This is a genomic window from Mesobacillus sp. MER 48, assembly GCF_023714225.1.
GTDB lineage: Bacteria > Bacillota > Bacilli > Bacillales > Cytobacillaceae > Mesobacillus > Mesobacillus oceanisediminis_A.
Genome location: NZ_JAMAUR010000002.1, coordinates 955,883 through 977,374, shown reverse-complemented (window position 1 = coordinate 977,374; position 21,492 = coordinate 955,883). Strand labels below are relative to the sequence as shown.

The 21,492-nt window shown below is 38.6% G+C and carries 22 protein-coding genes; 10 read left to right on the top strand and 12 right to left on the bottom strand.

Annotated features, from left to right (window positions below; genetic code table 11):
• Positions 1-46: 46 nt before the first annotated feature.
• Positions 47-940, bottom strand: a complete 894-nt coding sequence (locus M3593_RS11165; RefSeq protein WP_251541377.1) for a helix-turn-helix domain-containing protein — start codon at positions 938-940, stop codon at positions 47-49.
• Between the two features lie 124 nt (positions 941-1,064).
• Here M3593_RS11165 and M3593_RS11160 point away from each other — a divergent pair, with 124 nt between their 5' ends.
• Positions 1,065-2,009 (top strand): DMT family transporter, encoded by a 945-nt coding sequence (locus M3593_RS11160; protein WP_251541378.1) that lies wholly within the window; start codon positions 1,065-1,067, stop codon positions 2,007-2,009.
• A gap of 86 nt (positions 2,010-2,095) precedes the next feature.
• Here the strand turns inward: M3593_RS11160 and M3593_RS11155 are convergent, their stop codons facing one another.
• Positions 2,096-2,266 carry a hypothetical protein gene (locus M3593_RS11155; protein ID WP_251541379.1) on the bottom strand — a complete coding sequence of 57 codons (171 nt, stop codon included), beginning with the start codon at positions 2,264-2,266 and terminating at the stop codon, positions 2,096-2,098.
• Between the two features lie 54 nt (positions 2,267-2,320).
• Here M3593_RS11155 and M3593_RS11150 point away from each other — a divergent pair, with 54 nt between their 5' ends.
• The gene (locus tag M3593_RS11150; RefSeq protein WP_251541380.1) at positions 2,321-2,581 is read left to right on the top strand and encodes a hypothetical protein; all 261 of its coding nucleotides are present in this window, start codon (positions 2,321-2,323) and stop codon (positions 2,579-2,581) included.
• 111 nt (positions 2,582-2,692) lie between these two features.
• On the opposite strand, the gene M3593_RS11145 is transcribed toward M3593_RS11150, so the two are convergent.
• The 3 genes from M3593_RS11145 to M3593_RS11135 form a co-directional block, all read right to left on the bottom strand.
• Positions 2,693-4,006 carry a uracil/xanthine transporter gene (locus tag M3593_RS11145; protein WP_251541382.1) on the bottom strand — a complete coding sequence of 438 codons (1,314 nt, stop codon included), beginning with the start codon at positions 4,004-4,006 and terminating at the stop codon, positions 2,693-2,695.
• Between the two features lie 60 nt (positions 4,007-4,066).
• A complete protein-coding gene (locus tag M3593_RS11140; protein WP_251541383.1) occupies positions 4,067-4,210 on the bottom strand; it encodes a hypothetical protein in 144 nt (47 codons plus the stop codon).
• A 124-nt stretch (positions 4,211-4,334) separates the two neighbouring features.
• The gene (locus tag M3593_RS11135; RefSeq protein WP_251541385.1) at positions 4,335-4,685 is read right to left on the bottom strand and encodes a nuclear transport factor 2 family protein; all 351 of its coding nucleotides are present in this window, start codon (positions 4,683-4,685) and stop codon (positions 4,335-4,337) included.
• A 133-nt stretch (positions 4,686-4,818) separates the two neighbouring features.
• Here M3593_RS11135 and M3593_RS11130 point away from each other — a divergent pair, with 133 nt between their 5' ends.
• Positions 4,819-5,007 carry a hypothetical protein gene (locus M3593_RS11130; RefSeq protein ID WP_251541387.1) on the top strand — a complete coding sequence of 63 codons (189 nt, stop codon included), beginning with the start codon at positions 4,819-4,821 and terminating at the stop codon, positions 5,005-5,007.
• A 595-nt stretch (positions 5,008-5,602) separates the two neighbouring features.
• A complete protein-coding gene (locus tag M3593_RS11125) occupies positions 5,603-5,797 on the top strand; it encodes a DUF4083 family protein (protein WP_251541389.1) in 195 nt (64 codons plus the stop codon).
• Positions 5,798-6,016: 219 nt separating this feature from the next.
• Here M3593_RS11125 and M3593_RS11120 read toward each other — a convergent pair whose 3' ends face one another.
• Entirely contained in the window at positions 6,017-6,580 is a 564-nt protein-coding gene (locus M3593_RS11120; RefSeq protein ID WP_144475631.1) for a nucleotidyltransferase family protein, read from the bottom strand.
• A 242-nt stretch (positions 6,581-6,822) separates the two neighbouring features.
• Here M3593_RS11120 and M3593_RS24020 point away from each other — a divergent pair, with 242 nt between their 5' ends.
• The 4 genes from M3593_RS24020 to M3593_RS11105 all read left to right on the top strand — a co-directional run bounded on the left by M3593_RS24020 (position 6,823) and on the right by M3593_RS11105 (position 10,986).
• Positions 6,823-6,951, top strand: a complete 129-nt coding sequence (locus M3593_RS24020) for a hypothetical protein (protein ID WP_260983551.1) — start codon at positions 6,823-6,825, stop codon at positions 6,949-6,951.
• 376 nt (positions 6,952-7,327) lie between these two features.
• Positions 7,328-8,386, top strand: a complete 1,059-nt coding sequence (locus M3593_RS11115) for a GerAB/ArcD/ProY family transporter (RefSeq protein WP_353056087.1) — start codon at positions 7,328-7,330, stop codon at positions 8,384-8,386.
• Positions 8,373-9,797: a spore germination protein gene (locus tag M3593_RS11110; RefSeq protein ID WP_251541390.1), complete on the top strand. Its 1,425-nt coding sequence runs from the start codon at positions 8,373-8,375 to the stop codon at positions 9,795-9,797. The genes M3593_RS11115 and M3593_RS11110 overlap by 14 nt, the downstream gene beginning before the upstream one ends.
• Before the next feature lies 1 nt (position 9,798).
• Positions 9,799-10,986, top strand: coding sequence for a Ger(x)C family spore germination protein (locus M3593_RS11105; protein ID WP_251541392.1), 1,188 nt, complete (start codon positions 9,799-9,801; stop codon positions 10,984-10,986).
• A 276-nt stretch (positions 10,987-11,262) separates the two neighbouring features.
• On the opposite strand, the gene M3593_RS11100 is transcribed toward M3593_RS11105, so the two are convergent.
• A complete protein-coding gene (locus tag M3593_RS11100; RefSeq protein WP_251541394.1) occupies positions 11,263-13,452 on the bottom strand; it encodes a PAS domain-containing protein in 2,190 nt (729 codons plus the stop codon).
• 214 nt (positions 13,453-13,666) lie between these two features.
• Here M3593_RS11100 and M3593_RS11095 point away from each other — a divergent pair, with 214 nt between their 5' ends.
• On the top strand, positions 13,667-14,662 hold the full coding sequence (locus M3593_RS11095) for a DUF3231 family protein (RefSeq protein WP_251541396.1): 996 nt from the start codon (positions 13,667-13,669) through the stop codon (positions 14,660-14,662).
• 77 nt (positions 14,663-14,739) lie between these two features.
• Here the strand turns inward: M3593_RS11095 and helD are convergent, their stop codons facing one another.
• The 5 genes from helD to M3593_RS11070 all read right to left on the bottom strand — a co-directional run bounded on the left by helD (position 14,740) and on the right by M3593_RS11070 (position 19,964).
• Complete coding sequence (gene helD, locus M3593_RS11090; protein WP_251541397.1) at positions 14,740-17,085, bottom strand: RNA polymerase recycling motor HelD; 2,346 nt, start codon at positions 17,083-17,085, stop codon at positions 14,740-14,742.
• Between the two features lie 894 nt (positions 17,086-17,979).
• Positions 17,980-18,321 carry a hypothetical protein gene (locus M3593_RS11085; protein ID WP_251541398.1) on the bottom strand — a complete coding sequence of 114 codons (342 nt, stop codon included), beginning with the start codon at positions 18,319-18,321 and terminating at the stop codon, positions 17,980-17,982.
• A 21-nt stretch (positions 18,322-18,342) separates the two neighbouring features.
• Positions 18,343-19,167 carry a DUF2812 domain-containing protein gene (locus M3593_RS11080; RefSeq protein ID WP_251541399.1) on the bottom strand — a complete coding sequence of 275 codons (825 nt, stop codon included), beginning with the start codon at positions 19,165-19,167 and terminating at the stop codon, positions 18,343-18,345.
• 43 nt (positions 19,168-19,210) lie between these two features.
• Positions 19,211-19,321 carry a hypothetical protein gene (locus M3593_RS11075; protein WP_251541400.1) on the bottom strand — a complete coding sequence of 37 codons (111 nt, stop codon included), beginning with the start codon at positions 19,319-19,321 and terminating at the stop codon, positions 19,211-19,213.
• Between the two features lie 256 nt (positions 19,322-19,577).
• A complete protein-coding gene (locus M3593_RS11070; RefSeq protein WP_251541401.1) occupies positions 19,578-19,964 on the bottom strand; it encodes an FAS1-like dehydratase domain-containing protein in 387 nt (128 codons plus the stop codon).
• Between the two features lie 359 nt (positions 19,965-20,323).
• On the opposite strand from M3593_RS11070, the gene M3593_RS11065 reads away from it, so the two are divergent.
• Entirely contained in the window at positions 20,324-21,172 is an 849-nt protein-coding gene (locus M3593_RS11065) for an STAS domain-containing protein (RefSeq protein WP_144475640.1), read from the top strand.
• Positions 21,173-21,492 lie beyond the last annotated feature (320 nt).

Sequence of the window (21,492 nt, the reverse complement as noted above, 5' to 3'; positions counted from 1 at the left end):
TTTTATTTTCAAAAAAGCCCTTCTTTAAAATTTTTTCGAATTGGTACTATTGTAAAAATGATTTGGGAATTTTCTGCTTTTTGTAGGCCAAAGGTGTCATATTTATCGATTTCCTGAATTTATCAATGAAATAACTTGTGCTGTTAAATCCTACTTGGTAGGCAACATCTGTAACGTTGGATTCTGGTTGTTTCAATAAAATTAAGCTTTTTTGAATCCGATAATCGTTCACGTAATTTAGAGGTGACTTTTTTAAAATCCGCTGAAAGTATCGACAGCATTCTGACCGGCTTAATTGACCAGCTCTTGCAATGTCCTCTAATAGGATTTTTTCGTGGTAATGCTGGTGGATCCAATTTAGCATTTGCTTCATTCGCTGACCCTTTATGATTTCCGTATGTTCGTACTTTAAAGAAAATCCGTTTTTAATCAAGTTTTTCCAAATAAACATTAGCTGGCTGCTGATGTCGATCTCATAGTACGGTGATTTTTCCCGTATCAATTGATTGATATTTACAATAGCCTCCACTATATTTTTCGCCCAATCCTCCTTTGGGACCAGATGCAAGTATGATAAATTAGTTGCTTGAATATAAGGGTGCATATAGGTAGTGTAAAGTTCTTGTGATATCATGAAGGATGGCGAAACATTTAAACAAATATAGACACAGCCTGACTCTTCGTAATCTTTTGCCATGTGCAGCCGGCCACTATTTATAAACAGACCCTCGCCCTCACTTACGTTTATATTCATTTCATTTACTTGAAAAACGGAATGTCCTTTAACAACATGCACGAATTGAAATTCGTCATGCCAATGAAGTGGTATATACCCATTGATATTCTGATGAATGATTGTTTCGTAACAGGCAATAGGCAGCTCAACTGTACGATGTTCTGTTAATTCTCTTAAACTTTGATCCACCATAAAATTCTTCATCTGCATAATACCACCTCAATATTCTTATATTTTTTCATTCGATTCAGGTATTATTCCATACATTATCTACTTATCATATAAAATATCATATACTATTCTTATAATTAAAGGTGGTAGATCAAACATGAATAGACGAAAGGGAATCTTCCTTGTTATAACAGGAGCAGTATTTTGGGGAATCGGAGGAACAGTGGCAAAAAAGCTTTTTCACGAATATCAGATCGATGTAAATTGGTTGGTAACAACCAGATTGCTTATAGCAGGTTTTTTACTTCTTGGAGTTCAATTTTTCAGAGCTGACCGTTCCCAAATATTTGATGTTTGGAAAAACCGTAAGACAGCAGCCCATTTAACAACCTTCGGGTTGCTCGGTATGCTGGGAGTGCAATACACCTATATGGCATCCATTGAACATGGAAATGCTGCTGTAGCAACACTCTTACAATATTTAGCTCCCGTAATGATTATTGTATACTTACTTGTCCGCAAACAGACAGTGCTTACACGAAAAGACGTGTTGACTGTCTCCCTGGCGTTAGTGGGGAGTTTTTTCTTATTGACGAACGGCTCATTTTCTCAGTTATCGGTGCCGGCACCTGCTATTGTTTGGGGTGTTTTATCTGGCTTAGCTTTAGCTTTTTATACACTTTATGCCATTCCGTTACTGAAACAATACGATTCGCTTGTCATTGTGGGATGGGCCATGATCATCGGTGGTTTTGCATTAAGCTTCATCCATCCACCCTGGCAAATGGACTTTGAAAAACTAAATCTGGAAGCTTATTTTTATTTAATATTCGTAATCATATTTGGAACAATGATTGCATTTTGGTTCTATATCGAAAGCCTGCAAAGCCTTCAGCCTAAAGAATCAAGTCTCCTAGGGAGCCTGGAACCACTAGCAGCCGTACTTACCACAGTTTTTTGGTTAAAAGAACCCTTTGGACTCTTTCAATGGCTTGGCACTGTTTGCATCATTGGAATGATACTTTTATTGGCATTTAATAAAGAGTCTACTTCTAATGATAATCAACCTAGCATAAACGATGAACCTCTCAAAGTTAGTTGATCAATCTCTAAGGGCATTGCAAACATTGCAATGCCTTTATTAAGTAGATTCAGTTGTTTTTTGAATGGATTTTTACAAAAACCCATTCAGTCATTGTCTCCATCCTGCACCTTCTCTTGCTTTACTGATTGAATCAAGACTGCATTGGCTAACAATAACCCCGCAGACAGCAAAACAAGTTTAGTCCCCAGGATAAAAGATAGAAGAGCAGCTAGTAAAGCACCAAACAATAGAAATTTACTTGATGGACTATTCATATTTACCCCCCTATTATTGATCTTAATTGGCTTTCCTAGTATACAGATTTCTTCATGGATTCCTTAAACCTAAACTACCTCTCCAGTTGCCTTAGAGTTATAGAAAATGCCACCCATGTAAAGCCTGAAAATATTGCTAAAGGAAGTGTTTTAGCTAACATGAACTCAGGAAGTAAATGGGAAAATATTGTTCTGAAAAATAAAAAAGTAGAAAATAAGGCTATTAAGAGTAATATACCAGAAGAAATTAAAGAGAGTTTACTAGGCATTTGGCTATCATCCTTTCATCTATATGACTCGGCAGTTATTCCTTAACCACACATTTGAAATTTATATAATCTTACCTTCTGTTGAAAAGCCAGCTCTCCTTCGTTTCTCTTAAGACTTCACTCAGCTTTGCTGACCTAAGTGTCATTCATCCGGTGTCTAATTTTGTTTTTTGCTACTAACCTGTTCATATGACCTCTCATCCCACCGTATGAATGTTTCAAGCACTATGGATAGTAAAACACCCATAATAAACCCATTCGATAGCAGCGGCTGTAAAATCACTGGGAAAACGGTAAAGAGCACAGGATCCAAATTCATGATACTCAGTCCCAGCAACACTGGGGCCGCGAGACGGAAAATAGATTTGGAATCAAATGTATAGCCGTTTAAACTTTTCAAAGAGGTTCCAAAGAGCTGAAGATAAGCAACAAACAGTACAGCATTACCCACTGTGATCGGCAAAGTAGCCAGCAATGCACCAAGGACAGGAATGATCCCCAGTATGGCCATCAACCCTCCGCCGATCAGGAATGGTTTCCGGTCAAAAATCCGTGTGCTCTCCAGAAATCCGACTGACGAGGTAAATGGAGCATAAGGGACAAGGCCCAAAAAAGCGGCCCCAATCGAATACGTTCCGGTCAAAAGATACGACCTATCCAATCTGGACTGCGTGGCCCCTTCGCCAGTAAGCTTGGAAGCTGCCTGGACAGATGCAATCGTATTGCTTAAATTAATGACACCGGCAATAAAAGTGATTGCGATGATACCATAATTCAGGTTTGGTGTTCCAAGCGGAAAGAAAGAAAACTCCATTGAAGATTGGCTGTTCATTCCTTGATCGGAAGGAAACAGTATGACATAAATTACCCAGCCCAGAATCATTCCAATCAAAATCGAAAAATTACCGACAGTCTCGTTCCCTTTTATTTTCATTAAACTGACCAGAATCACCACCGCAAAAGAAAACATGCTAACCGGCAGCTCAAGCGTCCCATCCTCCGAGACTTTTAGCATCCCTTTAAAAAATATGAGGATTAGCTGGAATGTAAGGAGAAACAAGTAAACAGTCATCACCATTGGGGTGAAGATTTTTTGTATATAAGAAACGATCCGAAATACGCCAAACACAAGGGTAACAGTCCCGGCAAGCAAAATTCCTGAGGCAATTCCCCCGCCAATCTCCGGAAGACTCATCCCGAGAGACGATGATGCCAGACTCAAGTTCAGGACCAATCCCCACATCAATCCCGAATGCCCTTCCATTAAGGGGAAACGATGACCAAACGCTCCCTGCAGGACGCAAGCCACCCCTGTAAAAATCAATGAGCTTCGCAGCATAGCGGCAATTTCCCCGCTATCCAGGCCAAAGGCAGCTCCAATCGAAACCGGAACAACAACCGTATTCGCAAAAATAAAAAACAACCATTGCAAAGACGCAAAGATTGTTTTTACATATGATGTATTCTCCATGCGCTCACCTTTCAGATGTCAATTAATCAGTTTTTAAGCGTTAAGTTATTCAAACAAGGCTCAGTTTTTAATATTAGCAAAGAACTCTCCCATATTAACTCCAAGACGATAGGAGCCATACCAAATCCATAGGGTTAGGAGCAAAGTTGTCAGGACTGGGTACTTTTTTGTTATTCTTTTCAGTTCCTTTGTAAATTCATCCATTCTCACGGTCCCCCTCTTAGAAACTTAAGTAAATTTTTTCCATTTAATTATAAACACAAATTATCTTTTTACTCAACAAGAAGATTAACTTAAGTTACTAGAAAAAGAGACTTCCGTTTTAAACTTACAATGATGGATCCGTTTTAGTTCCCTGGTGAAAAACCATTTTCCATTCACCCTCAACTAGTTTCCAAATAGAACTCCTTAAGGCATGCTGCTTCGTCTCCTCATTAAAAGTTCGGTATGTCGCCAACACAATCTCTTCCGATAAAGGATGAATCTCGAAATCGCTGAATTTAACTTTAATAATACCTATTCCACCTTCAAAGTCCTCATCCTTATACAGCACTCTTCCAGAACTGCCAAACTCAAAGAATTCATCAGCTAATAATTTTTTAAGTTCAGTTTTTGTTGAACGGACTTCTGGGGTCAGCAATTTTTCCTCTAACTGTTGTAAGTGATTTTTTAAGTTCATAGATGATATCTCCTTTAATACGAATAGAACTTTAATTCAACATAAAGGAGTGGATTTCCTCCTTGGGAAGAACGTTGAAACCTTTTCAATATTAGAAACGTATTAGGAAATATATTGAAGGGAGATGAACTTTATGAACAAATCAAGGTTGAAATGCCATAGCTGTGGCGGAAATTCGTTTGTCCAAGCAATGGATTATATCAACCTTAGGCCAGTGGATAAAAAAATGTCAAATGGGTCAGAGAGAATCTACACAGTTTGCCTGGAGTGCGGAGAAGTGATTTCGATAAAAGTGAAAAACCCTGAGAAGTTGCTGAAGTAACTGTACGCCCATCAATTCAAAAATATGTATTGGCTAATTTATTCCGATAATGCATTGGTTTTGGGCTTCTTTTGACAACTTTGCGGAATTTTCTCGTTAACCTGTCAAGATTACGAGCTTTTCTTGACAGCTTTGCGGAGTTTCAACGAAAACCTGTCAAGATTTTGAGCTTATTTTGACAACTTTGCGGAGTTTTGACCTTAACCTGTCAAGATTACGAGCTTTTCTTGACAGCTTTGCGGAGTTTCAGTGACAACCTGTCAAGATTCTGAGTTATTCCTGACAGATTTACGGAGTTTCAATGGAAACCTGTCAAGATTACGGGCTTTTCTTGACAGCTTTGCGGAGTTTCAGCGCAACCTGTCAAGATTCTGAGTTATTCCTGACAGATTTACGGAGTTTCAATGGAAACCTGTCAAGATTACGGGCTTTTCTTGACAGCTTTGCGGATTTTCAATGACAACCTGTCAAGATTCTGAGCTTATTTTGACAGCTTTGCGGTGTTTTAGCGAAAACCTGTCAAGATTATGGACTTTTTCTTAACAGCTTTAATAAATCTCGTCTAGATCATATAACAGAAAGTGGGTATCACATTATGGAAGGATTTAATATAGCTTCACTATTTTTCATTGGAATTGTTATTGTACTAATAATCTTGTTCGTGGTTTCATTCACGCTTTTTATTCGCAGAATAATAATAAATACTTCTTCAAAAAGCACCCAAACCAATGAAATTGAAAAGAAAATTGATAAAATTATTGACTTACTTGAAAAGAATAATAAAGTTTAGCAATACCTTACATCTCAACCTTCGTATTAATCGTTGAGATTTTTTTGCTTCACTTTATAAACAAACAAAAAAACAGAAAGAATTCCTTCCTGTCTACTCAACCGTTCAATCTCTGTCTATACTTTGTAATCTCTTTTGTTTAAAGCTTCAATCTTATCATCAATATGCTCACAAATTTGTCTGTGTATAATCCTAAACATTTCTTAAAGGGCACTGCTTTCAATGATGAACTTTGACCATAGGCCAAATAGCTTTCCAATTTTTCTTAACCAGCCGTTGCTCATAAATGGCAAGCCGTTCACTTGATTCTGTAAAAAAAGGAGTCGGCTTCACCTCTAGATTTAGTACATCCTCAATACCACAAGGAACTGTAAGTACCAATTGATTTTCCCTATCCAGTTTCACTCCGAGAGCTGTTGCCGTTTCAGGAAATTTGGAAATCGCATCTTCAGAGGATGTATACGGCGTAATCCGGTTCACAAAATGCATCCTTGCTTGATTTTTTACTGACCAGGGTATGCCGGGCAATAGGGCTGTCAGCTTTTTTTCCAATGCTTTTTCATATTCCTCATCAAGAATTGTTGGGTCAAAAAAAATCACGTCCACATCCGGTGTGTTGGTTCGCTTCTTGAATCCGTGTAAGGTGTCCCAAATTTTCGACCGGACAAATCCCGCACATATCCACCAGTCAGGCAAACCAAGAGTGCTTGCAGTATGTATAATCTCCATCATTTTATCATCGGACTGGATTAAGCTTATTACATCTTCTTTACTCTTTAACATATATCCCCCTCCAAACATCGAACATCTATTCTTATATTATCATAATTTATGGAAAAAGAAGTAATTACTCATCTATTAAGTACGGTAAAAGAGATCAACCTTTCTACCCTTACTGAACTTGGATTTTACAAAAAATCATGGCAACTAAACCCTACTTTCCAAAAATTCACGTTAATCTTCGGGTGAAATATACCGATAATAAAAATTGTGTGACTTATACGAAAGCAGAGGAATGAATTTATATGAGTATTAATAAAGAAGAATTAATCAAAAGGGCCAGTGCTGTATTAGGACGAGATGTGAGTCATGAAACAATTATGAAAACCGTTGAATCTCTTATCGAAAAGCTAGAAAAGGAACGGAAAAGCTAATTCGGAGCTGCAATAGGTTGGAATCCAGAAATGAATCATTAAAAGCATTAAAGCACAGTTTCGTTTCCGCTCGCATTTCAATAATTCCAAAAAAGCTGTCCGAAGTTGATCATACTTCAGACAGCTTTTCACCATTTCCCCCTAAACTTGTCCAAACTCACCCCTACTTCAGACAGCTTTTCTTCATTTCTAGCCAAACCTGTACGAACTCACCCTTGCCTCTAAAACCTTCCCTCACACCGACTCAAGTCTAATAGAATCTGCTATCATCCTGGAAACTCTGCATAAAAATTTTCCAATTGGCTAACGATATCTCTGTTGGGAATGAATCTGGTGGTGATTTCGTTTGAATTATAATCTTCTAAGGGCGAAAGAAGTGTTTTTTATCATGGTCCTGTCGACGGGGCTATTTAATCATGTGATTCTGATTCCGATGCTGTTGGAAGCAGCAGCTAGGGATGCATGGTTAAGTGTTTTGGCTTCTGTCTTTCCCTTTTTATTTTTTATCTGGATGATTTATTACATTACAAAAAATACCGAGCAGGAAAAGATAACGAACTGGCTTAAAAACCGTTATGGAAAGTTTTTAGCCGCCATGTTTGTGCTGCCATTATTGTTAATTCTTTTTGTACATGCTTCCATTACTTTCTTGGATACTTCTTACTGGGCAGAGATTTATTTTCTTCCCACCACTCCCAGTTTTCTTATTTCTGCGGTAGTGCTTACATCATGTTACTGGCTTTCTACCAGGTCTTTAAAGGTACTTGCCATCATGTCAACCATTGTTTTGCCATTGGTTGTAACGCTGGGGTTCTTTATTATGAGTGTAAATACTACGCAAAAAGACATTGAATACTTGTTTCCTTTGTTTCTGAATGGATATGTTCCTTTTATAAAAGGGATCTTCTATTCATTATCTGGTCTTACCGAAATCTATGTGATCATTTTGATTCAGCACCATCTTACGCAAAAAATTAAGTTCAAAGATATTTTTTGGTTAGGTTTTGTGTTAATTGGCTTAACCATTGGCCCCTTGTCTGCTGCTATTATGGAATTTGGTCCTGTTGAAGCCAGAAATTTTGCCTTTCCGGCTTATGAAGAATGGAAGCTTTTGAAAATTGGGGAGTTTATCTCTCGGTTGGATTTTCTGGCCATGTTTCAGTGGGTAAGCGGAGCTTTCTTCCGCATCGGATTGTTCCTTTATATCATTAACCAATATCTAAATAAACGGAAAAATAAATTTTTCTTGCCATTTTTATTTTTGATGATGTATGGTACTACCTTTCTGAAGCTGGATACTTATGACATCAATAAATTCCTGTACCTTTATTTCCTTCCATTCTGCTTAATTTTAGTAGTGAGTGTTACAACTGTATTAACCTTTTTGGTCTACTTATCAAAAAGAAGGGAGAATAATCCTCTTGAAAAGTCATAATCTGATTACCCAACTAAAAAAAGAATTCTCGAATTGTGACGACCTAGTATTCACACAAAAGAGGTACTCACATTTCTCCCTTGAAATCTCGTATTTCGCAAGTCTTGTCGATATGAATTATATTGACCAGGTTATAATACCAAAGTTAAAAAAAGCTGAAGGGAAAGTGCATGATTTTACAAATTTTATTAACGACGAATTTCTTGTCATTGATTTGTCTGATTCTCCCCTTGATGAAATACAACTGCACCTTCTCTCTGGAAGCCTTCTTATTTTTTTGGAAAAAACGATACTGGCTATCAGTGTCTCTAAAATCCCTTCCAGGACGCCGGAAGAATCTTCTATCGAACCTTCCGTACAGGGTCCTAGGGACGGCTTCATAGAAGATTTGAATTCCAACCTGGCGCTGATCAGAAAGCGCTTTAAATCAAATCAATTAAAAGTGGAGAAATTTGTAATAGGCAAAAGAAGCAATGTTAACATGGCGCTAATTTATATTGATGACATTATCAATAAGCAATTATTGAATGATATAAAAAACAAAATCAATAATCTTGATTTGGATGTAGTGTCAAGTCTTCAACAAATAGAGAAATTACTAGCAGATCAGCCAAGGTCTCTTATGTCAACTTCCGATAATAGCGGCAGACCTGATTTTGTTCTTGAAGCCCTAAATCAAGGCAGGTATGCGTTGATGATTGATGGGCAGCCTTTAGTTTCAATCGCACCTGTCCATCTTGCTAACTTAATAAAATCACCAGAGGATTTAAATCAAAATTATTTATATGTCTCATTTGAAAGGATGCTTCGTCTCAGTTCGCTCTTTATTTCCATCCTTTTGCCCGGATTTTGGGTTGCTCTGACCACCCATAATATTGATCAAATCCCTTTTCAACTTGTTGCCACCATCAGTGTTTCGCGATTAGGCATCCCACTTTCTACATCAATGGAAATGGTCATTATGCTTTTTCTTTTCGAACTTTTCCATGAGGCAGGAATGAGGCTGCCGCGTTCAGTCGGACAAACCGTTTCGGTTCTTGGCGGGTTGATCGTCGGCGATGCTGCCATTCGTTCCGGTCTTACTTCTCCTTCCATGCTGGTTGTCGGTGGTATCGTTTTCGTGAGCGGATATACTCTTGTGAATCCCACTCTCGGAGGCGCAGCAACGTTACTAAGGATTGTCATTCTATTATTAGGCACTTTTTTCGGTATTTTCGGGATTGTCGTTGGAACACTCTTGATTATTTCTTATTTTTCCACTTTAACATCCCATGGTGTACCTTATTTGTCCTTCTCATACCCTTTTTCATTATCAAAACTGGGTGTATCTTTTTTCAAAATGCCATGGAATATGCTTGCCAGAAGAGACGCTTCCTTAAGGTCAAATGATCCCACCCGACAGGAGGATTAGAATGCGGCTTTTAAAAAAATTTGCACTAGTGCTCTTGGTCCCTATTTTAACAAGCTGTGGTGCTAGCCAAAATATCCAGGATTTCACCTATGTAGTTGCCATCGGGATCGATTTCGATAAAGAAAAAAATGACTACTTAATTTATGCTATGGCCCTGGATTTTTCTGGTGTGGCCAAAACAGAAAGCGCAAAACCCGTAGGGCCCTCTCCTATTTGGGTTGGGAAAAGCTCCGGCAAAACCTTGAGTGAAGCTCTTGCAAAATTACAGAGAAGTTCCCAGCCGCAATTATATTTGCGACATGTAAGGACTATTTTATTATCTGAAGAGGTACTGCAATCAAGATTTTTAGAAGTAACCCAAGAATTGGGGAGGCTGGATTTCTTCCGTCAAACCAATTTCATCCTGGGTACTAAGGAATCTATTCCGGATATATTCACTACCCATGGGTTATTTTTTTATCCTCCGCTTTACACGATTCTCTTGAAGCCAAGGAAAGAAGATACCGAAAGCCTTCTGAAGCATTTCACATACAGAGAGTTTATTTCTCAGTTCTATGAACCAGTTGGAGCTACATATGTACCTTCAATAGGTGTAGAAGATAAATGGAGTGAAGATCAATCATCTTATAAAAACTTAACCTTTACTGGTGCTTACTTTTATGAAAATCAGACTTATCAAGGTTTTAAACCTGTTGATAAAATCAAGGGGATTAGATGGAGAGAACATGCACCTATGAAAAATACCTACATCCTCGGTGACCCAGAAAATCCACATACAGTGGTAAGAGTGAAAACTTCGAAAATGGATATTCAATTGGTCCAGCAAAAAAACAAGCCAATTTTTGATGTTTCAGTTAAAGGAGATGCAGATATTCTAGAAAGCATCCAAAACGTATCAGAAGCAAAAATAAAAGAGGACATAGAAGAAATCATTCATGAGGAAATAAATAAGAGCTTTAAGGAAGGACTGACTATTAATTCGGATGTGCTCCGCCTGGGCGTCGAATGGTTCAGGATTCACAAAGGCTCCTACCTGGATTTTATAAAAAAGAATAATCCAAATACACTTTATCTAGATGAAAATTCACTCAATAATATAAAGGTTACAATAAATTTGCATTCTACCTACAATTATAAGTTAAAAACCCGGACAAACATCTGGGATCAAAAATCGATTTACTCCAAATAAGTGACAATGGGCAGTTCTGGGCATAGGGCTGCCCTGGATTTTAAGGTTGGTTCAAAAATTACTTATGCTATATCGAAAAAGCTGAATTCATGTCAGCATATTTCAGAAGTACTACTCATATCCCCCTGTCCCTTCACAAGACAGCTTTCATTTCTCTAAGCTGGACAACTTGATTGCCCAAAAATCCATTTTCATTTTAACAAAAAATAAAGCCCTCCAGCTTAGAAGAGCTTCAATACATACACTATAGCAATGTTATTATCACTGCAAACGATATTAGCTGAGAAAAAGTTCGATTGCGACAATCGTTCCTTTCCCTTCTTCACTGGAAAAATCGATTTTCCCATTATGGTCATGAACGATTTTCAAACTGCGCATTAATCCCAGGCCTGTCCCTTTTTCTTTGGTGGAATAGTAAGGCTCGCAAAGATGTTTTAACCGTTCAGGACTGATTCCCTTTCCTGTATCGATGACACTTACCAGGACTTTTTCACCCATGCATTCTAGTTTGACCATTAGGCTTCCGCCGTAGGGCATGGCCTCAATCGAGTTTTTAAACAGATTGATAAACAGAAGCTTTAAGTGTGGCTCAATGCATTTCACCAGAATATCCTTATTACAATTGTTTTCTATACGAGTCTCAATATTGTGATCAGCAATTTCCGGCTTTAGCAAATTCAGTGAATATCGAATGATTCCGCCAAGATCTGAAACCGTCCAGTTAGATTCTTTTGAATAGGAAAGTTCGATAAATTCGTTCATGAACCTATTGATTTGTTCCAATTCCATTTTCATGACAGGAAGGTAATCAAAAATCTTATTCTCATCCTGGCCCTCTTCCGCGAATTTCAGAAGTCCCATAATGCTCGTTAGAGGGTTACGTATTTCATGAACCACTCCAGAAGCCAGCCTGCCAATCAGTGCCAGCTTTTGCGATTGCTGCATGATTTGATCCATTTCCTTTTTTTCTGTAATATCATGGAAAGTAGATAGGACGTATTCTATTTTGTTGCTGCTGCCCGCTTCAAATATTGCTCTGGTGTCAACAAGAATCCACCTTTTTTCGTTCTTCATAGGATTGAATACAAACATCTCAACATTACTGAATTCTTCACCAGTCGCTAACGTTTTCATTGCAGGATGTTCCTCGCCGTTGAATGGCTCCCCTGAAGCATCTTCAGCATCCCATTCAGCATTCAGAGAAGTCATATTGGTTAGCGAATGTTCGTCATATCCCAATATTGCGCAAGCATTTTTATTAGCATAGACTATCATCCCGTTTGTGTCCTGGAGAATCATGCCGCTCGTCAAGGCTTCATAAATCCTCTTATGGTGCTCCTCAAGGTTTTTCTTTTCTGTTATGTCACGAGTTACTCCGACAACCTCTTTTATCACGTTGTTATGTAATAAGATCGGTGACAATACACTGTGAAAATAATGAGTTTTACCATTTATCTCTAAATCCCATTCGAATTCTGCATTTTCTCCTGAAAGAGCTTTCAGGACTTCTTGTTGCTGGATTCTTGAATCGTTAAATAGATCATGTATGGATTTTCCTTCAAAGGCTTCCCGGGTAAAATCATTGGTTTTAATCCATTTCCCATGAACACTGGTAATTTTGAGGGACTGGTCAATCGTAATGACAAGGTCTTGCATTGAGGATACAAGCGCTTTATATTTTTCCCTGCTTTTCTCCAACTCTTTAAAAGAGAGAACTTTATCAGTAATATCAACACCAGTTGCTAAAACAAATTGAATATTCCCTTCTTGATCTTCAACTTTTTTACTCTTCCATTTGATAAATCTTTTTTCACCATTCTTCATTCGCCAGAAATTTTCGTGTTCTGCAGGAATTTTACCAGATAAATAATTTTTTATGATTCGTTGTTTCTCAGAATTATCGATAAAAAAGTCCCAAAACTTTTTGTGCTGTACTTCTTCAAGGTGGTATCCCGAAATTCGTTCTGTATATTGGTTCCAATTATTAATACGTCCATCTTTATCAAGAATCAATACAAAAGACTGTATCGTATCAATCACAGTACGCAAATAGTGGTTTTCTTCTTCAAGTGCATCATGATGACAGTGACGGGTTGAAAATTCTTTTAACATACAATAAATGAATTGTTGATTGCCAATATTCAATATTGATGCATTGACTTCTACTGTAATCATATTTTCATTTCGATCAGGAAGGTCTAATACAGTTGATATTTTGCCATCTTTAACGAGAAGCTCTTTTACAGTCTTTAACACTTCAGGGGCTAAATGACTATATAGAGACAAAACCTCTTTTGACAGTAACTCTTCTTTGGAATAATTCAATAAAGCACATGCGGCGTCATTCACTTCATTAATTCGATATTCCCTTAAGTTTTCATCAGCTTTTTCGAATATAATTACGGGGAATGTTAGGTTTTTAAACATATGCTCAAAAAGTGATGGCTCATTCACTACTGTTTTCATGTAACACCTCCTGTATCTAATACATTTATTTTAATAATTGCTTTACTGGACGTCCACTATCCAGTTCAGGAGAATTGGATTTTATTTTTTACAAATGAATGAGTAATAATGCGTATAGTTTTTTCTTTACCGACCACTTCATCTATTTACATATTGGAATCAAAAACGGCTATTCAGCACATTCTAAAAAAAACATGTTCAGGGAGGATTCACCATGCCGGATAAAGTACCTATAACATCTTCCGAACTAGGATCGTTATGGCTTACCTATCAAGAAAAAACAATGATATTAAGGATGTTGGAATACTTTATAGAGAAAGCCGATGATGAAAAAGCAAAGAAAATCATGACTAGCATGTATAGTGAATTAGAGGGGTTTATAAGTAAAATCGTTGCCATTTATGAAGAGGAAGGCGCTGTCACTCCCACTGGCTTTACATCACAGGACGTGTATAAGGATGTCCCAAAGTTATATGATAACGGCTTTGACATCATGTTCGTCCGGTTGTTAAAGGAAATCAGCATGGGACTCCATGCTTTGAACATATCAATGACGTTCAGGGAAGATATCAATATCCTGTTTGCGGATTTGACAGCACTTACCCAGAAGTATTTCATGCAATCCTCTCAGTATCTGCTTGAGAACGGGCTTCTTGTCAGGAGCCCATTCGTAACAATGCCAAAATCAGTGGAATTTGTTAAAGATAACGATTATTTAAGCGCAAGCAGCATCAATCCATTCACTCAGAAAAGGACCTTCAATACTGTCGAGGTAGCGCATATTCATAAAGGGATTGAATCAAACCTAACAGGACTGCAAATGATATTAGGTTTTGCCCAGTCCGCTAAAGACAAGGAGGTCAAAAAATACTTTTTTGAGGGAGCTGAGCTGGCTAAAGGAATCGTGAAAGAATTGAGTGAGCTAATGATCCAGGAGAATCTCCCGGTCCCGCAAACTGCTGGTGGAAATGCGACAAAATCTACAGAAGCTGCTTTTTCAGATAAATTAATGATGTATTGTACAAGTCTGTTTTGCAGCTTCTCGTTGGGAAGTAACTCTCTCGGAACAGCTTTTAGTTTACGGAATGATTTGCCTGCAAAGATGACTATTTTTACAAAGGATGTTTTTGAGTACGCCCATAAAGGCGCGAAAATCATGATTAAAAATGGCTGGATGGAAGAACCGCCACAAATGATTACACGCAAATAAATAAATAAAAAATGCTGAAGAGGCTGAAACACCTCTTCAGCATTTTTCCCCTTGCAAAGGTAACCTTCTCTTTACCATTACATAAATTCTGAATGAATGAAGCCTTCCTGAATGCCTTTCCTCAAAAAAGGACTCGGTTCACCTACACTGAAAAGCTGTAAATTATGCATCGCCCTGGTGCAGGCAGTATAAAATATCCTGCGCAAACTCTCTTCACTATAGACTTCCGCCGATGCATCATAAATAATGACAGCGTCGAATTCAATTCCCTTGGATAGATAAGAAGGGATGACGACTACTCCTTGCTCATATTCTATCGCCCCACTCTTGATGTGTTTAATTCCTTCAATTACGGAAAGCGACTTAAAGGCCTTTAAACTTTCCTCAGCAGATTTGCAGATGATAGCAATACTGCGATATCCATTACTTCGCAAATCATTGACCCTGGAGACAATGCACCTGTGCAGTTCTGTGTGCTCAGCCAATTGAGTCAGGACTGGACGTTCACCGTCACGTTCAAAAGGAATGATTCTTTCGCCATTTGGCACAAGCCTTCGAGTAAACTCAATAATCGGTTTTGTCGATCGGTAGCTTCGCGCCATATTGATCACTTCTGTATCTTCAGATCCGTACAGACCAGTCAATCTATGGAAATCAACCGTTTCACTGGCATGTGCGAAGATCGCCTGATTAAAGTCACCTAACACAGTCATCCTTGCAGCTGGGAACAGCCGCTTTAAAAATTCGAATTGAAAAGCTGAATAATCCTGAGCTTCATCCACCACAATGTGTCTTATCGAACTGTTCGTCTGAAAACCAAATATTATCTCTTTTAAAAATAAAAATGGTGTGGCGTCCTCATAATAGAGTTTTCCTTCGTCAAGCATGTTTACAGTTAATACGCAAAGGTCCGGCCACTCCATGGGTACCCTCCCTGCATACAACTGGTTGATCTTTGTGTGATCGGTAAATAGCTGCCTGTATATTCCCTTGATGTTAACAAAGCGGTAAGCCTTAATCCGCTTTCGTATTGGTTGAAACTTCCGTCGAACAATCAAACGCGCCAAGGCTTCGTCCTCGATCTCATAATCGTGAATGGATTCCCCTTTATATCCCTTCTTTTCAGCTAAATAGGTATAGGCCTTATGATACTCTTCATCACTAAGCAGCTCTATTTCCTCTTGGACCCAAGGCTCAGTCACTTCAAGCTTCTCGGCCTTAGCAATTTGCTTCAGCAGCCAATCCTTCACTTTTTCCAGGCGGCTATGGAACTTCGAAGAATCCTCACCATGATAAAATCTGTCCGCTATTTGCTGGGATGTAACAAGTGGCTCACCTCTAAAATTGATGTTATTGAAAACCATTCCAGATACCTCAAGCGATTTCCTGTAGGATTGAATCGCTTCAAAAAAATCGGCAGAAGCCTTAAATCGAATTCCAGCAATTCTAGTATTGTAATAATGGGTATTCGTTGCAGTTAAAACATACTCTAATTGCTCATATGGGTTTTCAACTTCAAATTCCTTACTCAAGCGATGATCCAGGTATTCCTGGAATGTTGCCTGCTGCATATTCTCTTCTCCAAGTTCAGGAAGAACATTGGATACATAACTGCTGAACATTTTGTTCGGAGAAAACAGGATAATTTGATCAGCATTTAGATGGTCGCGGTATTTGTACAGCAAATAAGCAATACGCTGCATCGCAGCTGAAGTTTTTCCGCTTCCAGCAGCACCATGGACGATGAGCAGTCTGCCTCGGTCATGCCGGATGATTTTATTTTGCTCTTGTTGAATCGTCGCAACTATATTATGCATATGGTTATCAGTGCCTTTTCCAAGCACCTGCTGGAGAATCTCGTCACCAATCGTCAGGCTCGTATCGAACATAGATTGCAGAACGCCTCCGCGTATCAGGTACTGCCACTTTTTCTCCAAACTGCCATGGATTGGACCACCGGGTGTTCGATACATTGCCGCGCCAGGCTGGTAATCGTAGTAAACACTGGAGATTGGAGCTCTCCAGTCATAAATCAGGAACTCTTCGCCTGCAGCATCAACGAGTGAGGAGATCCCAATATAGATTTGATCCGGAACAGAAGTACCTTCTTCGGTAAAATCAATCCGGCCGAAATATGGAATTTCCTGCATACGTCGTAGTGTAGCCAGTCGCTTGGATGAATGACGATGGGTACTTTGACTGACAGAAAGGGCTTGTGCCTCCTGCCTCAAACCGATGATAGTTTCAAGGAAATCATCAAAAGTGTCCGTATTTATTTTGACCTCATCCCAAAAGTGTTTACGGATGTGAACGACCTCGTTTTTCAGCCTGGAAGTTTCTTTTTCCATTTTGCCGATTTCATTTCGAATCGTCTCCATTACCCCGTTCAATCGCTTTTGCTCCCGCCGAAGTTCCATACTCATAGCAACACCCCTAAATTTTTTTAATAAAAGAGTTGACTAACTAATCGAATGCATTGTATAATTAAAATAGGGATAATTATATCCATTTCAATTAAAACGGTGCATATCTATATAAATTTATCACAGGATCCATCTTTTTTCAATGAAATTCTGTGATTCTGATACTTGAAAAGAGCAGTCATTTACGTTTGAGTACGTAAATGGCTGCTCTTTTTTTGTAGCTGTTCCCCTTCTAACAAAATAACCATCACATATTTGACAGCTTAGGCTCCTACAACTTCAAACCTGTCAAAATAACCTCGGATTCTTGACAACTTTACACTTTACACCTGCAAACCTGTCAAGATAACCTCTGATTCTTGACAGCTTTTCACTCTACACCTGCAAACCTGTCAAAATAACCTCGGATTCTTGACAACTTTACACTTTACACCTGCAAACCTGTCAAGATAACCTCTGATTCTTGACAGCTTTTCACTCTACACCTGCAAACCTGTCAAGATAACCTCGGATTCTTGACAACTTTACACTCTACACCTGGAAACCTGTCAAAAAAACCTCGGATTCTTGACAACTTTTCACTCCACACCTGCAAACCTGTCAAGATTACCTCGGATTCTTGACAACTTTACACTCTTCAACTACAAACCTGTCAAAATAACGATGGTTTCTTGACAACATTTCACTCTACACCTGCAAACCTGTCAAAATAACGATGGTTTCTTGACAGCTTTACACTCTTCACCTGCACTTCTGTCAAAAAAACCTCGGATTCTTGACAACATTTCACTCTACACCTGCAAACCTGTCAAAATAACGAAAGCCTATTACCACTTTTCTAACCAATTCCAGTTGAATGCTTAAATACATCTCACGCACAACTTAAACTGTAAGTTAGTTAATCTTTTTAGCCACATTATCTATTACCGTTCCTACCTTCGCATTCCCATGATACCTGACATACATGACGGAATCCCCTCGTGAAGCAAATACCTCTTTCGTACCTTTCTCGACATGGACAATCAATAGATCTAAGTCGGGATGGTTCTTCTTCCGATACTCGTCCTGGCTGTTTTCATATTTGTATCGTTTGATCAAGTCAGAAACCAGATTATCCGCCATGCCTGGAAATGTCAGCTTGTAGAACTGTGTATGGATTCCCGGAGAATAGTCACCACTCCCATCATTCCATTGCTTACCCGGCACCTGGCCGGACTCATCTGTTTCGTATTGCACTGGTGCAAGCGGACTCCATTTTTAAGAGTAACGGTTTCCCCAATCAACATTGTCATTCATATAAACAATTTCAGAACGAACCAATTCGGGATTCTGCTCTACTTCTGCCAATCTGACAATCGGCAAATCCTCACTTGTTTCGGGCAAGGTTTTTGTATCCATTTTCACCAGCTGCATGAAGGGAATAACCGCACTCGCACCAGCTAACACTGTAAACAGAAAAGCTGCAGCTGTGTGAATGAGGTGATGTTTCTTCCAAGGTGCTCGATGGTCAATCGGTTTACCTTCAACTAGTCTTTTACGCAAAGCACGGATTGATAGAGCTGCAACAAGTGAATGATAGGCCATATAAGCAATAAGAAGCGTAAAAATAGTCAGCTGGATGGCTGCTCCATCCACCATTGCATAAGTAGGAATACCATCGAGAAACCAAATGGAAGTCATCATGCCAATCATCAACATTAATACAACAATCACGGCTCCGGCATTAAACGCCAATTTTTTATCCAGTTTCTTTAATTTATAAGACTGTTCAGCAGGATCGGTATGAAGTTCTGGAGCTTCTAGCTCTTCAGGTGATGAAAAGACGTGAAAATTCCCGTAACTGGTGACAATATCCCAGCCTCTATCGGCATAAGTCTCAATTTGTTCAGTGGAGATTGTCTTTTTCGCAGTTACATCAATTCTATATCTCATCTTCCTCGGTTCACTTTTTTCAAACCTGGCAAAATGAATGCCCATCTTTTTCAAGAATAGCCCCTGCGCAGCCATATCTGCAAACCAGCTTTCATGCTCTCCAATTCTCCAATAATCACTTGGGCGGAGCTTATAGACCGGTTTATTCATTCTCCTCACTCTCCTCTAGGATCCAACTATCCTGGATCAGTTCTTATAACCGATCATAGTCGATTCTAAATGCTTGTTTTCCTTCCCATGTGATTTCATAAGTATTTCTTCGACCATCATTTTCAGCCAAAGCAATTAGACCGTCCTTCTGCATTCTCGAAAGTACTCCGTAAAGTGTCCCTGGTCCCATATTCACTCGGCCTTAAGACTTCTATGTAATACCATGCATAAGCTGTAGCCGTGATTGGGACGCATTAAAGCTACATAATACATCGTCATCGGCCCTCCGGGGTATGCCATTGCTTACACCATACTAAGTAAGACGATATCCTATAACATAATAGTACAGCAAAATTTTCCAGCAACATATAAAAAATAAGCACAGGAAATCTCCCTATGCTTCTAGGTGGTCAGGTATGATGTAAAATAACCCCAGAAAAACTGCCTTTCAATACTTCCTTTCCATTCTGGTTCACACAAGCAAAAGTCGCGAGAATGGCTGTACGGTGATTTGCCTGCTTTTCATATTGCTCGATTTTCACCTCACAGACAATCGTATCGCCGGTAAAAACGGGACGGATGAATTCAAAGTCCATATTCCTTGCGAGGACATTGTGATCCCCGCCCACTTTGGTTGGCAGGGTGGCCGTCAAGAGACCTTGTACAACAACCCTTCCCTGTTCATTTGGTGTCAGATGGTGGATCCCTTCGTCACCAGAAATCTCTGTGAAAAGTTCCACCTCTCTTTTGGTAAAAGTGCGTTCAAAAACAATACAATCCCCAACATTCAATGACACGGAAATATCTCCCTCCCCTGAATATCACAATAATAACAGTCAGTATTCACCTGAAGTATAAAATGAGTTCCTGACATTTTTAATTATTCATTATTAGTTTTCGAGATAAACCAATCATGAAACCATAAATAATGAAGACTAAACTTTACTTATTTTCCCTTCGCTTTATCAAGGGAAATATGTTAATATTTAGAGAACATTCGGAATCTTCAAAAACCTCTACGAGCCCTAATTCTCCATCTCTCCACCACACGCTTATTTAAGTACTTAATCAAAATCATTTCTTTATTATTTATCAACTTGCTTTCTCTTAATGCTAAACCATAAGCTTTAAGAATTCAAACGTGAGGAGACAAGAAATGTCAAAAGAAGAGTTCGAATTCATAGGTAGGAAAATATTTGAAAACCGTGACAAGCTAGCAATAATTTTTAGTGAAAATATCCTTAAATTTACCACTGAGCATTTTGAAAAGTTTAAAATGCCAGAGTCGGAATACTTGAAGTATCGATCTCAACTAATAGGATATTTTGGAGAAGCACTTTATAAAAATCAAGAAGAGGTTTATAAATCTGTAGGTAAATGGGCGAGGGAAGTAGCGAACCAAACCATTCGATATGGCGTTTCTTTAACCCAGGCACTAAGAATCATCTCCCTTTTCCGTCTGGTCATTTGGGAAATATTCACCGAGGAATTAGAGCAAAATCGAATTTCCTGTACCACGATGGTCCAGATAGCTGACCGATTCGACAAACTGATTGATTCAATCTTTAAAATCACGGGAGATGTTCACGAAAAGCATAACAACGAACGGATGAAATCAGCCTTCACAGAACTAAAGGAACTTTCTGTCCCGGTTGTTCCCATTGCTTCTGGAATTGCTGTCTTGCCAGTGATTGGATCCATTGATAACGATCGGGCAAAAATGATTATGCAGGTTTCATTGAATGAAGCGATGAGGCTAAAACTGAAATATTTTATTGTAGACCTTTCAGGAGTTACAATCATTGACAGTGTTGTTGCGAACTCCCTTTTTCAAATCGTAAAAACGTTACAACTAGTTGGGGTGGAAATTATTATTACAGGGATTCGCCCTGCAATTGCACAAACGATTACACGTATAGGATTGGATTTTAATATAACAAAGATTAGCAGTTCTCTAGAAAAAGCATTATTAGATCTAGGCTTCAAACAGGTTGCTGTCTTCTAAAATAAAGAAAATTTTTTTTTCTTGATAGGCATGGAACGTCCCTTGCTATATTTATAGTTCATGAATTCAGGTAGCAAGTCACTCTGTAAATTTGCAATGCATTACATACTTTTTGTCCTGCTTAAGCAAAAGGAGCACATTTTAAATGAGTTCAAAATTTGCTCCTTTTCTAATTAATTACTTATCTAAATCTCATTAGGCAGAAATTTATTTAATTCCAATGCTGAAATTTCTTGCTTGTAATTCGTCAATTAGATTGGCATATCAGTTCAACAGAATTCAAACATTACTTGGCTTACTGATAGGGATGCCTCCACGAA

Excerpts from the sequence above, each read along its gene's own strand:
- M3593_RS24020 (WP_260983551.1), top strand. The coding sequence starts at position 6,823 with ATGAGTATTAATAAAGAAGAATTAATCAAAAGGGCCAGTGCTGTATTA.
- M3593_RS11140 (WP_251541383.1), bottom strand. The coding sequence starts at position 4,210 with ATGGATGAATTTACAAAGGAACTGAAAAGAATAACAAAAAAGTACCCA.
- M3593_RS11145 (WP_251541382.1), bottom strand. The coding sequence starts at position 4,006 with ATGGAGAATACATCATATGTAAAAACAATCTTTGCGTCTTTGCAATGG.
- M3593_RS11080 (WP_251541399.1), bottom strand. The coding sequence starts at position 19,167 with ATGAATAAACCGGTCTATAAGCTCCGCCCAAGTGATTATTGGAGAATT.
- M3593_RS11125 (WP_251541389.1), top strand. The coding sequence starts at position 5,603 with ATGGAAGGATTTAATATAGCTTCACTATTTTTCATTGGAATTGTTATT.
- M3593_RS11095 (WP_251541396.1), top strand. The coding sequence starts at position 13,667 with ATGCCGGATAAAGTACCTATAACATCTTCCGAACTAGGATCGTTATGG.
- M3593_RS11065 (WP_144475640.1), top strand. The coding sequence starts at position 20,324 with ATGTCAAAAGAAGAGTTCGAATTCATAGGTAGGAAAATATTTGAAAAC.
- M3593_RS11120 (WP_144475631.1), bottom strand. The coding sequence starts at position 6,580 with ATGTTAAAGAGTAAAGAAGATGTAATAAGCTTAATCCAGTCCGATGAT.
- M3593_RS11135 (WP_251541385.1), bottom strand. The coding sequence starts at position 4,685 with ATGAACTTAAAAAATCACTTACAACAGTTAGAGGAAAAATTGCTGACC.
- M3593_RS11150 (WP_251541380.1), top strand. The coding sequence starts at position 2,321 with ATGGATTCCTTAAACCTAAACTACCTCTCCAGTTGCCTTAGAGTTATA.
- helD (WP_251541397.1), bottom strand. The coding sequence starts at position 17,085 with ATGAGTATGGAACTTCGGCGGGAGCAAAAGCGATTGAACGGGGTAATG.
- M3593_RS11105 (WP_251541392.1), top strand. The coding sequence starts at position 9,799 with ATGCGGCTTTTAAAAAAATTTGCACTAGTGCTCTTGGTCCCTATTTTA.
- M3593_RS11075 (WP_251541400.1), bottom strand. The coding sequence starts at position 19,321 with ATGCAGAAGGACGGTCTAATTGCTTTGGCTGAAAATGATGGTCGAAGA.
- M3593_RS11130 (WP_251541387.1), top strand. The coding sequence starts at position 4,819 with ATGAACAAATCAAGGTTGAAATGCCATAGCTGTGGCGGAAATTCGTTT.
- M3593_RS11165 (WP_251541377.1), bottom strand. The coding sequence starts at position 940 with ATGAAGAATTTTATGGTGGATCAAAGTTTAAGAGAATTAACAGAACAT.
- M3593_RS11155 (WP_251541379.1), bottom strand. The coding sequence starts at position 2,266 with ATGAATAGTCCATCAAGTAAATTTCTATTGTTTGGTGCTTTACTAGCT.
- M3593_RS11160 (WP_251541378.1), top strand. The coding sequence starts at position 1,065 with ATGAATAGACGAAAGGGAATCTTCCTTGTTATAACAGGAGCAGTATTT.
- M3593_RS11100 (WP_251541394.1), bottom strand. The coding sequence starts at position 13,452 with ATGAAAACAGTAGTGAATGAGCCATCACTTTTTGAGCATATGTTTAAA.